Annotated in this window: 9 protein-coding genes and 1 pseudogene; 6 read left to right on the top strand and 4 right to left on the bottom strand. The window is 56.0% G+C overall.

From position 1 onward, the window contains the following. Positions 1 to 56: 56 nt before the first annotated feature. The 4 genes from V6940_RS06235 to V6940_RS06250 form a co-directional block, all read right to left on the bottom strand. A complete protein-coding gene (locus V6940_RS06235; protein WP_333495234.1) occupies positions 57 to 755 on the bottom strand; it encodes a GntR family transcriptional regulator in 699 nt (232 codons plus the stop codon). A gap of 10 nt (positions 756 to 765) precedes the next feature. Further along, positions 766 to 4,383: an urea carboxylase gene (gene uca / locus V6940_RS06240; RefSeq protein ID WP_333495235.1), complete on the bottom strand. Its 3,618-nt coding sequence runs from the start codon at positions 4,381 to 4,383 to the stop codon at positions 766 to 768. After that, positions 4,376 to 6,178 (bottom strand): allophanate hydrolase, encoded by a 1,803-nt coding sequence (gene atzF / locus V6940_RS06245; protein ID WP_333495236.1) that lies wholly within the window; start codon positions 6,176 to 6,178, stop codon positions 4,376 to 4,378. The genes uca and atzF overlap by 8 nt, the downstream gene beginning before the upstream one ends. A 271-nt stretch (positions 6,179 to 6,449) precedes the next feature. Next, positions 6,450 to 7,184: an SDR family oxidoreductase gene (locus tag V6940_RS06250; protein WP_185667239.1), complete on the bottom strand. Its 735-nt coding sequence runs from the start codon at positions 7,182 to 7,184 to the stop codon at positions 6,450 to 6,452. Positions 7,185 to 7,280: 96 nt separating this feature from the next. On the opposite strand from V6940_RS06250, the gene V6940_RS06255 reads away from it, so the two are divergent. The 6 genes and pseudogenes from V6940_RS06255 (at position 7,281) to tdcD (ending at position 14,121) form a co-directional block, all read left to right on the top strand. Next, entirely contained in the window at positions 7,281 to 8,117 is an 837-nt protein-coding gene (locus V6940_RS06255) for a LysR family transcriptional regulator (protein WP_333495237.1), read from the top strand. Positions 8,118 to 8,212: 95 nt separating this feature from the next. Further along, positions 8,213 to 8,839, top strand: a complete 627-nt coding sequence (locus tag V6940_RS06260; protein WP_185667241.1) for a LysE family transporter — start codon at positions 8,213 to 8,215, stop codon at positions 8,837 to 8,839. A gap of 675 nt (positions 8,840 to 9,514) precedes the next feature. Then, on the top strand, positions 9,515 to 10,453 hold the full coding sequence (tdcA, locus tag V6940_RS06265; protein ID WP_333495238.1) for a transcriptional regulator TdcA: 939 nt from the start codon (positions 9,515 to 9,517) through the stop codon (positions 10,451 to 10,453). A 99-nt stretch (positions 10,454 to 10,552) separates the two neighbouring features. Further along, positions 10,553 to 11,542, top strand: a complete 990-nt coding sequence (gene tdcB / locus V6940_RS06270; protein WP_185667243.1) for a bifunctional threonine ammonia-lyase/L-serine ammonia-lyase TdcB — start codon at positions 10,553 to 10,555, stop codon at positions 11,540 to 11,542. A gap of 31 nt (positions 11,543 to 11,573) precedes the next feature. Next, positions 11,574 to 12,905 carry a threonine/serine transporter TdcC gene (gene tdcC / locus V6940_RS06275; RefSeq protein ID WP_333495239.1) on the top strand — a complete coding sequence of 444 codons (1,332 nt, stop codon included), beginning with the start codon at positions 11,574 to 11,576 and terminating at the stop codon, positions 12,903 to 12,905. A gap of 26 nt (positions 12,906 to 12,931) precedes the next feature. After that, positions 12,932 to 14,121 (top strand): annotated as a pseudogene (gene tdcD, locus V6940_RS06280) (propionate kinase). The last annotated feature ends 17 nt before the right edge of the window (positions 14,122 to 14,138 follow it).

The following is a 14,138-nucleotide window of genomic DNA, read 5'->3' on the forward strand; positions in this document are numbered from 1 at the left end:
CCCTAAACGATATTGAGTGATAAAAGTTCCCCACCGGGATGGGGCGGATGCCGCAACTACGGTGAAACGGGTTGTAAACGGGCCTGCTGTAGCCGATGTAGGGTTATTTTTCTGACCTCGGCCTTACTCTGTGAAATATGTGCAGTGAGGATCCGCTGCGCCTCTTCGGTTTGCTGCTGCACAATGGCGCGAAGCACCTGGGCGTGTTCGCTGTAGGTCGCGTCCACGCGATCCTCGCGGGTGAAGTCGAGGTGGCGAATAATGCGCATTTTCTCCGTCAACTCGACGTGCACGCGCGCCATCTCACCGTTGCCGGTGGCGCTCACCAGCGCGGTATGAAACGCCTCATCGTGCCGCGAAAGCTCCTTGCCCGGCGGCATCTGCGGCGCGTCGCACCAGAAGGCGAGCAGCGGCGCGAGATGTGCCGTACGCTCCTGCGATGACATAGCGCACAGACGCTTCACCGCCTCCATCTCCAGCACGATGCGAAAGTCGTACAGCGCTTCGAAATAGGTGAAGTCGAACGGTTTCACCTGCCAGCCGCTGCGTGAGTAAACCTGCACGTAGCCTTCGTGCTCCAGCCAGAACAGCGCCTGGCGCACCGGCGTGCGGCTGGCCGCCATGCGCTCGGAGATTTCGTTTTCACTAAAGTGCTCGCCGGGCATCAGGCGGAAATCAAAAATGTCGTTTTTCAGCGCCAGATAGATGCGCTCCGCCAGCCCCACCGTGCGCTTTTTGCCGTTCGCTTCCGTCATCTGCTTCTCCCTATTCCAGCCACAGCAGCGCGTCGCCGGGACTCACCGGGCGGCCCGGCTGGCAGCCGATGCGTTTTACGGTGCCCGCCTGCGGGGCGTGAATCGCCAGCTCCATTTTCATGGCTTCCACGATGACCAGCGTCTGACCGGCTTCCACTGCCTCGCCCGGCGCGACCAGCACTTTCCAGATATTGCCGTTCATATCGGCGGTAACCGGCAGCGCGCCGTCGTCAATGGCCTCTTCCTGCGTCGGCAACAGGCTTTCAACGTCGGCCTCCTGATCGTCCAGATGCCAGCGCTCCACCTCCGCTTCAAACGCCGCAGACTGAAGCTGACGGAAACGGGCGATTTCGTCGGCGTTGTCATCGAGGAACTGCAGGTGCTCGGCAAAATCAAACACCGTCTCTTCAATGCGCACCGCCGCACGGCCTTCGCGGAAATCATCGCGCAGCAGGGTCAGCTCCGCTTCGCTCACCGGGTAGAAACGCACCTGGTCGAAGAAGCGCAGCAGCCACGGTTCGCCCTCGCTGAACTGCCCGTTTTTGAGGAACTTGTTCCAGATGGGCAGCGTGCGCCCCACCAGCTGATAGCCGCCCGGCGAGTCCATGCCGTAGATGCACATGTACATGCCGCCAATACCCACCGTGCCTTCGGCAGTGAAGGTGCGTGCCGGGTTATACTTGGAACTCAGCAGGCGATGGCGCGGATCAACCGGCACCGCACACGGCGCGCCGAGGTAGACGTCCCCCAGCCCCAGAATCAGATAGCTGGCGTCAAACAGGGTCTCCATCACCGCTTCACGCGTCGGCAGGCCGTTAATACGCTGGATAAAGTCGACGTTGTTCGGCAGCCACGGCGCGGTTGCGCGCACGGTATCGGCGTAGCGGCTGACGGCGTCCAGCGTGGCGCTGTCCTCAAAGGCCATCGGCAGATGGACGATGCGTGACGGCACCTTCATGCGGGTGACATCGCCGATGCGTGCCTCCTGCTCCAGCAGCAGCGCCACCAGCGCGGGCTGGCTGATTTCACGGCTGTCGTAACGCACCTGCAGCGAACGCACGCCGGGGGAAAGCTCTTTAATACCCGGATGCGCCCGTTCGCGCAGTTGCTCCATCAGCACGTGAACGCGCAGGCGTAGCGCCAGATCCAGCACGTTTTCGCCGTACTCAATCAGGATGTAGTTGTCGCCCGCCTGACGATAAACAATCGCCGGGGTGCTGAAGGTCGCTGGCAGCGACACCAGCCCAGCGGCGGAAACCCCGTCGCGGTCGGCAAGCGACGGCATGGCAAACTCCGGCAGCGCGGTGGTTTGCAGGGTGTCGACGCTGCGGTCCATGGCATTTTCCCGCGCCACCGCATCTTCCACGCTAATCGGGTAGAAGCGAATGCGGTCGCCTGGCTTCACCTGCCCCACTTTCCACAGTTCCGCTTTGGCGATGGTCACCGGGCAGACAAAGCCGCCGAGGCTTGGGCCGTCGCGGGTGAGGATCACCGGGAAGTCGCCGGTAAAGTTAATCGCACCAATGGCGTATTCGCAGTCATGCACGTTCGACGGATGCAGTCCCGCCTCGCCGCCGTTCGGGCGTGTCCAGCTCGGTTTGGGGCCGACTAAACGCACGCCGAGGCGGTTGGAGTTGTAGTGCACCTGCCAGTCGCTGGCGAAGAACTCGTCGATAGCTTCCTGGGTGAAAAAGTCCGGCGCACCGTGCGGTCCGTAGAGCACGCCAATGCGCCAGACTTCACCGTATTCAGGGATCAGCGCCGCCGAGAGTGCCTTCGGCTCGGAAATGGGCGCAGGCGTGGTGCAGGCCGCCAGCTCTGGACGTGAGATTGGCAACAGGTCCGCGACCTTCAGCGTGCGCCCCGCGTGGCCGCCGAACTGCCCCAGCGCGAAGGTGGAACGGCTGCCGAGATAAACCGGCACATCGAGGCCGTTGCGCACCGCCAGATAACCCCGGCAGCCGCGTTGCGCACGGCCCAGACTCAGGGTTTGCCCCGCCTTCACCGCTACGGGCTGCCACATCGGCACCGCTTCATCGTCCAGCTTCGCCTGACAATCAGCCCCGGTCAGGGCAATCAGCGCATCGGCATGGAACTGCAGCACCGGCCCCTGAAGGGTGAACTCCAGCCCGGCCGCCGATTCGTGGTTACCGACAATGCGGTTCGCCAGACGGAAGGCAAAATCATCCATCGGGCCGGACGGTGGCACGCCGATATCCCAGTAGCCCTGACGGCCCGGATAATCCTGCACGCTGCTCCAGGTGCCGGGCTGCAATACTTCAATCATCGGCGACTGCGCCACCACGCTGTCGAGCATGCGCGTCCAGGCGGTGCCGCTGATAAACGCCTCGCTGGCGGTAATCTGCCGCAGGTAGTCGAGGTTAGTGGCGATGCCGTGCAGTCGCGTGGCGTCGAGCGCCGTCGCCAGTTTTGCCAGCGCTAGCGCGCGGGTTGGAGCATGAACAATCAGCTTGGCGATCATCGGGTCGTAAAACGCGGACACTTCGCTGCCGGTGGTCACGCCGGTATCGATGCGCACATCGTCCGGGAAAACCACTTCAGTCAGTACGCCGGGGCTCGGCTGGAAGTTTTTCAGCGGGCTTTCAGCATAAAGGCGCACTTCAATCGCCGCCCCCTGCGGCGCTTTTGCCAGACGCGCCCAGTCGATAGGTTCATCAGCCGCCACGCGCAGCATGCACTCCACCAGATCCAGCCCGGTAACGCATTCCGTCACCGGGTGTTCAACCTGGAGACGGGTATTCACTTCGAGGAAATAAAACGCGTCCAGCGCGGCATCGTAGATAAACTCTACCGTCCCGGCGCTGCGGTAGTTGACCAGCTTACCGAGCTGCACCGCCGCCTCAAGAATCAATGCGCGGGTCGCCGCCGGGAGATTTGGCGCAGGCGTCTCTTCCACCACCTTCTGGTTGCGGCGCTGGAGCGAGCAGTCGCGCTCGCCGAGCGCCACCACGTTGCCTTTGCCGTCGCCAAAAATCTGCACTTCGATATGACGCGCGCGATCCACGCAGCGCTCAACAAACACCCCGGCATCACTAAAGAACTGCTCGCCCAGACGGCGCACGCTCTCCCAGCCCTGCGCCAGCGCCTGTGCATCGGCGCAGCGCGTCAAGCCTATCCCGCCGCCGCCCGCCGTGCTTTTCAGCATCACCGGATAGCCAATGTTCTGCGCCGCGTTCAGCGCCTCGTCGAGCGAGTTAAGCAGCCCGGTACCCGGCGTCATCGGTACACCTGCCTCAGCGGCCAGCTCGCGAGCGCGGTGCTTCAGGCCAAACTCGCCAATCTGCTGCGCGGTAGGGCCGATAAACACAATGCCCGCCTTGTCACAGGCGTCGGCAAACGGCAGGCTTTCCGAGAGAAAACCGTAGCCCGGCCAGATAGCCTGCGCGCCGCTTTCCCGCGCAGCGGCAATAATCGCGTCAATTTTCAGGTAGCTGTCGCTGGCCTTTTCGCCGCCCAGCGCCAGCGCGATATCGGCCTGCTTAACGTGTTCGGCGTTTTTATCCGCCTCGGAGTAGACCGCTACGCTGGTGATGCCCAGACGTTTCAGGGTTCGGATCGCGCGGCAGGCAATTTCGCCACGGTTAGCAATCAGCACGGTGTTAAACATGGTGGTTCTCCTTACGGGCAACCCAGTGCCGCCAGCCCTTAAATTCGGTAATGTCCACGGCGTCGTTCAGCGCCGCCGGTTCACAGATAAAGCCCTTCACCCAGCGACCATCGCAAAGCTCCAGCGAGCCAATGCCCAGCGGCGACGGAATTTCCGCCACGAACTCGCCAAAGCGCGCCAGCGGGATATCCCACAGCTCAACGTCAATCGCCGCACCGGAGGCATCACGGGCCAGCCCCGGCTTTTGCGGCTGGGTATTGGCGAGCGCGTACAGGCGATAGGTCGCCGCCGTCTGCGTGGCTTCCACAAAGACGGCATGACGGGTGGTGAGCTGGAAGTTGAGCGGCATACCGCGCAGGTGCGCGCCGACCACGGCAATGCGCACATGATGCGGGGACGGCGGCATCGCGGTGGCGTTTGGCGTGAACGGCAGCCCGGTCGCCCCTAATGGCAGCGCCAGCTGTTGCTGCCAGCGTTGGCCAAAATCGGCCAGCGCCCGGTCGTGCCACGCGGGGGCAAGCAGGGTGATACCCGCCGGCAGTCCACCGGCGCGGAACGGCGCGGGCAGCGCCAGCGCGCTGAGGTCAGCAAGGTTGGTGAAGTTGGTATAGGTACCGAACCGGGAGTTGAAGCGAATCGGTTCCTGCTCCATCTCCTTCAGGGTATGGATGGTGGGCGACGTTGGCACCACCAGCGCGTCAACCTCGCCCAACGTCTGCTGGATTTTTAACGCCAGCTCGGCGCGCAGGTATTCGGCGTTATAGGCGTCAACCGCGCTGTAGTTCAGGCCCGCAGAAACGATGGTATAAACGGTCGGATCCATCTGCTCGGGGTGCTGGAGCATGTCGCCCACGGCTGCCGTGCGCTCAGCGACCCACGGCCCCTGATAGAGCTGTTCAGCAAGCTGGGTAAAGACGGAGAAATCGATAGGCTTGAGCGTTACCCCACCCTCGCGCATCGCATCAAGCGCCTGCTCCCATGCCGCCTGCGCCTGTACGTCGCCGAAGAAGTTCAGCGTCTCCGGCACGGCAAAGGTCGGGGTCGGCGCAAACGTAGCGGGTGCCGTCGCCGGGTTGGTGCGCGAGTAAGCATCCTCAGCATCCGCGCCGCCCGCCAGCGAGGCGATATAAAAGGCGTCGTCTACCGTCAGGGCAAATACTGACAGGGTGTCATTGAGACGGCAGGCCGGTACCACACCTTTAGCAGAGAGCCAGCCTTTGGTCGGCTTGAGGCCGACGATATTGTTAAACCCGGCGGGCACACGCCCGGAACCGGCGGTGTCGGTGCCAAAGGCGAACGGCACCAGGCCACGCGCCACCACGGAGGCCGAGCCGGAGCTGGAGCCACCGCTGACGTAATCGGGGTTGAAAGTATTGACCACCGCACCGTAGGGAGAGCGCGTACCCACCAGCCCGGTGGCGAACTGGTCGAGGTTGGTTTTGCCCACCACAATCGCCCCGGCGGCTTTCAGCCGGGCAACCGCCGTTGCATCCTGCTCGGCAATATATTCAAATGCCGGGCAGGCCGCGGTGGTCGGCCATCCCGCCACGTCCACGTTGTCTTTGACCGCAAACGGAATACCAAATAATGGCAGGGCTTGCGGGTTATTTTGATACAGCGGAATTAACGCGGCTAATTGTGCCTTCAACTGCGCTTCGCTGGCGATCGCCAGCCACGCGTTATCCTCTGCGGAGAAGGTATTAACATGTTCAATTAAAAGCGTAAGAACGGAGTCGCTGTCCTGACTGATTTGCTGACGCCATGCGGCCAGCGTTTGTCCTGTCATTAATGCCATCGTTGAATTCCTGTTGGTATACAAGATGGAATTCAATTAGCAAGGCACGTGCCAGATATTTAACACTATGTTTTTATTGTGATTTTAAATTAACAAAGAAAGTGGTAACAATATTAATGCGCACCGTAAAAGCACATCAGGCGCAATAATAGTGCAGCAGGTCATAGGAAAAATAAATAGCGTGGAATCAGGTCAGAATAATCTATTATGAAAATAGCCTCACGAATAACAATGTTATCAATGAGGCTATCTATTTTTATTTCGCGATAAATTATGCGCCCTGACGGGTCGCCGCCAGCACAATTTCACGAATACAAACGTACTGCGGCTGGGAATAGGCGTACTCGATAGCATGGGCCACATCTTCCGGGCTCAGCACTTTACCGCCCATATCCTGCTTCCAGCTCTGATAACCGGCTTTAATGTCGTCGCTGGTCGTGTGGCTCAGCAGTTCGGTTTCCACCGCACCCGGTGCAATCACCACCACGCGCACGTTGTGCGGCGACAGCTCTTCACGCAGGTTTTCGGACAGGCCATGCACCGCAAACTTGGTGCCGACGTAGACCACGTGGTTCGGGAACGTTTTGCGCCCGGCAATCGAGCTGATATTGATGATGGTGCCCGCTTTACGCTCAATCATCCCTTTGGTCACCGCGTGAACCCCGTTCAGCAGCCCTTTGACGTTAACGTCGATCATCTGCTCCCATTCATCCGGGTTCTGATCGTCGATGTTGCCCAGCAGCATCACGCCTGCGTTGTTGACCATCGCATCAACCGGCCCGAACTGCTGTTCCGCTTCGGCAATGGCATCGGCCACCGCCTGACGGTTGGTGACGTCTACCGAACGACACAGGGTGCGCGGCAGATTCAGCGCCGTCATACGATCCACACGACGCGCCAGCAGCAGCAGCGCATGTCCGCGTTCTGACAGCAGTTTTGCAGTGGCCAGGCCAATCCCGGAGCTGGCGCCGGTAATCACGACTAATGGTTTAGATGCAGCGTTCATTGGTATTCCTCATAAATAAAATTGATGGCGCTACTTTAAATCCGGATGAGAATGGTGAAAAATGGTTTGTTTTTTTCACAGCCATAAAATAAATCTATGGATAAGCGACAGCTCAGCGCCTTCATCTGCGTATTTGAAGAGCGCAACATTACCCGCGCGGCTGAACAGTTAAGTCTGACACAGCCTGCGCTCTCTGCCACCGTGAAAGCGCTGGAAGAGGAACTCGGTACGCAACTCTTTGTACGTAAGCCCCGCGGCGTGGAGGTGACGGAAGATGCGCGCGCGCTCTATCCGCACGCCTGCCGTATGCTCCAGGAGATGGCGACCCTCACCTCGCGCTTTCGTAAACGCCAGGACCGCGCGCCGCTGAATATCGGCGTCGAGCAGGACATCGCCTCGCCGTGTCTGGCCTCACTGCTACAGCGCATTCGTCTTGAGATGCCGGATACACTGGTCACGCTCGACCCTGGCTGTACCGGGGATATTCGTCTCGGCTGCGAGAGCCTGCGCTGCGAAGACGAGCTGTTTATGCCGCTGTTCGACGAGCACTATATGCTGGCGCTTCCAGGCGATCATCCGCTGACGCAGGTGGATGAACTGACGCTGGAGCAGCTCTATAGCTACCCCTGGGTGATGTATCCGGCCCACGATTCTCATCAACGCTTCCTGCCGTTTTACGGCACGGCGGCCGGTGCGCCCAGCGCCAATGCGGGCAGCTTTACGCTGGCGCTGGATCTGGTCGAGGCGGGGTTTGGTCTGGCAATTGCGCCGCACTCGCTGATAGAAGCCCGCTGCGACCTCAGCGCCCGGGCGCTGCCGGGGTATCCGCTGCTGCGGCGGATTGGCATTTGCTATGCGGTTCAGGCGGTGGAGAACCCGGCGGTCAATCAGTTGCTGGAGCAGCTCAACGAGACGGCGACGCTTGCAGGATAAAGCGCGGATAATTACGCGGAAACCTTGATTCCGGTCATAGTGGGTTTTGTGATCCCGCTCTAATTTATTCGCCTTCCTGATAAGAGACCACCCTAATGTTCATACCTTCTATTGGTGCAACGGCGTTCGTTGCGTCTATTGCCACGCTCGGCATTTTGTCACCCGGCCCGGACTTCTTTATGGTGATTAAAAACGCCGCACGCTATCGCCGACTGCCTGCCATGATGACCGCCTTTGGCATCACCTGCGGCGTGCTGACGCATATGTCTTACTGCGTAGCCGGTCTGGCGGTAGTGATCACCACCACGCCATGGCTGTTCGATATTCTGAAATACGCGGGCGCGGCCTATCTTATCTGGGTGGGTTTACTGGCGCTGCTGGCTCGTGGGCATAAAAGCATGGATATGACCGGTGTTGTTCAGCAGGAAACCACGCTAAAAAAAGCGTTTTTGCAGGGCTATCTGTGCAACCTATTGAACCCTAAGGCCACGCTGTTCTTCCTCTCTATTTTCACTCAGGTATTGAACGTGAAATCCGGTTTCCCGGAGAAACTGTGGTACGCCGGGGTGATCCTCACCGTCTCGGTTATCTGGTGGCCAATGCTGGTGGTGCTTATCCAGAGCGCGCCGGTACGTCGTGGGCTGGCAAAGGCGCAGAAGATTATTGATAAGATGCTGGGCGGACTGCTGATTGCGCTGGGCATTAAGGTGGCGCTGAGCTGATATCTGGCTATTAGGGTGGCCCATCGGGTTACCCTTTTCTCTTCGCTTTATCCTCCCCCGCATTTCCCCCTCGCAAAGAAGAATGCAGATCTGTGAGCATCAACACAAAACACTGCCTATCAAACTTTTCACAACACAAAACAAAAGCAACCGATTTCATAACCAAAATGAACGCCCAAAAATCGGGCAAAAAACCACAGTTAAATAAATGTTATATATGATAATAAATTGTAGATAATATTTTTAGAGTTAATAACTAATACGTATCTTTCAGCACAATCGCGGGCGGAAAATGTGACACCCGCCATTCTTTAATAAGCATAATGGTTCATTTAAAATTTAAGTTGATAAATTACACATTAAATTTAAGCCATTTATTGACCGTTAATCACCCGATAATTGCTTGAAAGTTCGCCAGATGGCGATTATTAACGGCGAAAAAAAATGGCCATCGTTATCGCCATAAAATATTGTTATCCCCCCATTATTTTTTGATTAAAATCAGGACAAAACGTTATATTAAAACAAACAACTTATTGATATTAATGAATTTATTAAGCAAACCATAGCATGCTGAAATTCATCAAAAGACAATTTGTGAGTGCTCGCACAAATCCCCGCCCTGTTAATTTGTTACACTTATTTCCGTCAACAAAGTAATTAACACGGATTGTTATGAACACATTTATTCTCCCTAAAATACAGAATCTGGTGGTCTTTCAGGAAGTGATCCGTAGTGGTTCTATTGGTTCTGCGGCAAAAGAGCTGGGGTTAACGCAGCCCGCAGTCAGTAAAATCATAAGCGATATTGAAACTTACTTTGGTGCCGAGCTTATCGTGCGGAAGAATACCGGCGTCACGCTGACTCACCCAGGCCAGGTGCTGCTCTCCTGGTCGGAATCCATCACCCGTGAGATGACCAACATGGTGAATGAGATGAACAGCATGACCGACGATGCAACGGTAGATGTCTCATTCGGCTTTCCGTCGCTGATTGGCTTCACCTTTATGTCTGACATGATTCAAAAGTTTAAAGAGGTGTTCCCGAAGGTACAGATCTCAATGTTCGAAGCACAGCTCTCCTCGTTCCTGCCCGCCCTGCGCGATGGTCGCCTGGATTTCGCGATTGGCACCTTAAGCGATGAGATGAAGCTGCAGGACCTGCACGTTGAGCCGCTTTTTGAGTCAGAGTTTGTGGTGGTGGCGAACAAATCCCGAACATGCAGCGGTAACCCCACGCTGGCTTCGCTAAAAGACGCACAGTGGGTGTTACCACAAACCAATATGGGCTACTACAGCGAACTGCTTATTACGCTACAACGAAATGGCATCAGCATTGAAAACATTGTTAAGACCGACTCGGTGGTCACTATTTATAATCTTGTTCTCAATGCCGATTTTCTGACGGTGATTCCTTGCGATATGACCGCACCTTTTGGCTCAGACCAGTTTATTACTCTCGATGTTGAAGAAGTACTTCCCGTGGCGCGCTACGCCGCCGTGTGGTCAAAGAATTATCGAATAAAAAAAGCCGCATCAATTCTGGTGCAATTAGCAAAGGAATACTCGGCCTGCAATGGACGCAGGCAAAAACAAATAATGAATATTAAATAGCCCAGTAGTTTTAAAAGCCCAGTACAAATACCACCGATCTATTTATCGGTCAGTGGTGACGGACATCTATTACCCTAATACTTAGGTTATGAGGTTATAATGCATATTACATACGATCTCCCAGTTGCAATTGAAGATATTATTGAAGCCAAAAAACGCCTGGCAGGTAAAATTTATAAAACCGGTATGCCGCGCTCAAACTATTTTAGTGAGCAATGCAAAGGCGATATCTTCCTGAAGTTCGAAAATATGCAACGTACGGGTTCGTTTAAAATCCGTGGTGCCTTTAATAAGCTTAGCTCCCTGACCGAAGCCGAAAGACGCAAAGGCGTGGTGGCCTGCTCGGCGGGCAACCATGCGCAGGGCGTTTCGCTCTCCTGCGCAATGCTGGGCATTGACGGCAAAGTGGTGATGCCAAAAGGCGCGCCGAAATCTAAAGTGGCAGCCACCTGTGACTACTCTGCAGAAGTGGTTCTGCACGGCGATAACTTCAACGACACCATCGCCAAAGTGAGCGAAATTGTTGAAATGGAAGGCCGTATTTTTATCCCACCGTATGACGACCCGAAAGTGATTGCCGGGCAAGGCACCATTGGTCTGGAAATTCTCGAAGACCTCTATGATGTCGATAACGTGATTGTGCCAATCGGCGGCGGCGGTTTAATTGCCGGTATTGCTATCGCCATTAAATCAATTAACCCAACGATTAAAGTGATTGGCGTTCAATCCGAAAACGTTCACGGCATGGCGGCCTCTTATTATGCCGGAAATATAACCACGCACCGAACGACCGGCACCCTGGCAGACGGCTGTGACGTCTCTCGCCCGGGTAATTTAACCTATGAAATCGTTCGTGACCTCGTCGATGATATTGTGCTGGTCAACGAAGATGAAATTCGCAAAAGCATGATCGCCCTTATTCAGCGTAATAAAGTCGTTACCGAAGGTGCTGGCGCCCTGGCCTGTGCGGCATTATTAAGCGGCAAATTAGATAGCTATATCCAAAACAGAAAAACGGTCAGCATTATTTCTGGCGGGAATATCGACTTATCTCGCGTATCACAAATTACCGGTTTAGTTGACGCTTAATTCTACTATTACACTTCGCTGAGGATAGGATATGAGTACTACTGAAAGCATTATATCCAGCCAGACCAAACAATCTGTCTGGCGTAAATCAGATACTACGTGGACCCTGGGTTTATTCGGCACCGCCATCGGCGCCGGGGTATTGTTCTTCCCGATTCGCGCCGGGTTTGGTGGGCTAATCCCCATTCTCCTGATGCTGCTGCTGGCTTACCCTATTGCCTTCTACTGCCACCGCGCGCTGGCGCGTCTGTGCCTGTCAGGGTCTAACCCCTCCGGCAACATCACCGAAACGGTAGAGGAGCATTTTGGTAAGACGGGCGGCGTGGTGATCACCTTCCTGTACTTCTTCGCCATCTGCCCGCTGCTGTGGATCTATGGCGTCACCATTACCAACACCTTTATGACCTTCTGGGAAAACCAGCTGCAGATGCCAGCGCTGAACCGTGGCTTTGTTGCCCTGTTCCTGCTGCTGCTGATGGCTTTCGTTATCTGGTTTGGTAAAGACCTGATGGTTAAAGTGATGAGCTACCTGGTCTGGCCGTTCATTGCCTGCCTGGTGCTGATTTCGCTGTCGCTGATCCCTTACTGGAACTCTGCCGCTATCGATCAGGTCGATCTCAGCAATATCGCGCTGACCGGGCATGACGGTATCCTGGTGACCGTATGGCTGGGTATCTCCATCATGGTGTTCTCCTTTAACTTCTCGCCGATCGTCTCTTCCTTCGTGGTCTCCAAGCGCGAAGAGTATGAGAAGGACTTCGGCCGTGAATTCACCGAGCAGAAATGTTCACAGATTATCTCCCGTGCCAGCGTTCTGATGGTGGCCGTGGTGATGTTCTTCGCCTTTAGCTGTCTGTTTACGCTCTCTCCGCAGAACATGGCGGAAGCCAAAGCGCAGAACATTCCGGTGCTCTCTTACCTGGCAAACCACTTCTCCTCCATGGCGGGCACCAAGTCGACCTTCGCCACCACGCTGGAGTACGGTGCGTCTATCATCGCACTGGTCGCTATCTTCAAATCCTTCTTCGGCCACTACCTCGGCACGCTGGAAGGGCTGAACGGCCTGGTGCTGAAGTTTGGCTACAAAGGCGATAAAACCAAAGTCTCCTCCGGGAAACTGAACACCATCAGCATGATCTTCATCATGGGCTCCACCTGGGTCGTCGCTTACGCCAACCCGAACATTCTGGACCTGATTGAAGCCATGGGTGCGCCAATTATCGCTTCCCTGCTGTGCCTGTTACCGATGTACGCCATCCGTAAAGCGCCATCGCTGGCGAAATACCGTGGTCGTCTGGATAACGTGTTTGTCACCATTATTGGTCTGCTGACCATTCTCAACATCGTGTACAAACTGTTTTAATCTGTAAGCTCAGGATGAGTCGTAAAATGAATGAATTCCCGGTCGTATTAGTGATTAACTGTGGATCATCTTCAATTAAGTTTTCAGTACTGGATGCAACCAACTGTGATGTATTAATGGCGGGTATTGCTGACGGGATTAACACTGAAAATGCGTTCTTATCCGTAAATGGAGGTGAGCCAGCTACGAAGGCGCATTAAAGGCAATTGCCTTTGAACTCGAAAAGCGTGATTTAAATGACAGCGTGGCCTTAATTGGCCACCGTATTGCCCACGGCGGAAATATCTTTACCGAATCCGCCATTATTACTGATGAAGTGATTGAGAATATCCGCAGAGTTTCACCGCTGGCGCCGCTGCATAATTACGCCAACCTCAGCGGTATTGAGTCTGCGCAGCAACTGTTCCCCGGCGTCACGCAGGTGGCGGTATTTGATACCAGCTTCCACCAGACATTACCGCCAGAAGCCTATCTCTACGGCCTGCCGTGGAAATATTTTGAAGAGCTGGGCGTACGCCGCTACGGCTTCCACGGCACTTCGCATCGCTACGTCTCTCAGCGCGCCCACGACCTGCTTAGCCTGCCAGAGCAGGACTCCGGCCTGGTGGTCGCCCACCTCGGTAATGGCGCCTCTATCTGTGCGGTACGTAACGGTCAGAGCGTGGATACCTCCATGGGTATGACCCCGCTCGAAGGGCTGATGATGGGCACCCGCAGCGGCGACGTGGACTTCGGCGCTATGGCCTGGGTTGCCAGTGAAACCCAGCAGACGCTCGCTGACCTGGAACGGGTGGTGAATAAGGAGTCTGGCCTGCTCGGCATTTCCGGCCTCTCCTCTGACCTGCGGGTACTGGAAAAAGCGTGGCATGAAGGCCATGAACGCGCCCAACTGGCGATTAAAACCTTCGTCCACCGCATCGCCCGCCATATTGCCGGGCACGCGGCTTCGCTGCATCGCCTCGACGGGATTATTTTCACCGGCGGTATCGGTGAGAACTCCGTTTTAATTCGCCGCCTGGTGATTGAGCACCTCGCCGTACTGGGAGTGAATATCGACAGCGAGCGAAATAATTTACCGAACGCCTACGGCGAGCGAATTATTTCCACCCACGATGCCCGCGTGGTGTGCAGCGTTATTCCAACGAATGAAGAAAAGATGATTGCCATCGATGCGATTCATTTAGGCGAAATTAGCGCCAGCGTCGAATACGCGTAATTAACGGTTAGTCAGCA

The organism is Kluyvera sp. CHPC 1.251, from assembly GCF_036759945.1.
Classification (GTDB): domain Bacteria; phylum Pseudomonadota; class Gammaproteobacteria; order Enterobacterales; family Enterobacteriaceae; genus Kluyvera; species Kluyvera sichuanensis.

Excerpts from the sequence above, each read along its gene's own strand:
- V6940_RS06235 (WP_333495234.1), bottom strand. The coding sequence starts at position 755 with ATGACGGAAGCGAACGGCAAAAAGCGCACGGTGGGGCTGGCGGAGCGC.
- uca (WP_333495235.1), bottom strand. The coding sequence starts at position 4,383 with ATGTTTAACACCGTGCTGATTGCTAACCGTGGCGAAATTGCCTGCCGC.
- atzF (WP_333495236.1), bottom strand. The coding sequence starts at position 6,178 with ATGGCATTAATGACAGGACAAACGCTGGCCGCATGGCGTCAGCAAATC.
- V6940_RS06250 (WP_185667239.1), bottom strand. The coding sequence starts at position 7,184 with ATGAACGCTGCATCTAAACCATTAGTCGTGATTACCGGCGCCAGCTCC.
- V6940_RS06255 (WP_333495237.1), top strand. The coding sequence starts at position 7,281 with ATGGATAAGCGACAGCTCAGCGCCTTCATCTGCGTATTTGAAGAGCGC.
- V6940_RS06260 (WP_185667241.1), top strand. The coding sequence starts at position 8,213 with ATGTTCATACCTTCTATTGGTGCAACGGCGTTCGTTGCGTCTATTGCC.
- tdcA (WP_333495238.1), top strand. The coding sequence starts at position 9,515 with ATGAACACATTTATTCTCCCTAAAATACAGAATCTGGTGGTCTTTCAG.
- tdcB (WP_185667243.1), top strand. The coding sequence starts at position 10,553 with ATGCATATTACATACGATCTCCCAGTTGCAATTGAAGATATTATTGAA.
- tdcC (WP_333495239.1), top strand. The coding sequence starts at position 11,574 with ATGAGTACTACTGAAAGCATTATATCCAGCCAGACCAAACAATCTGTC.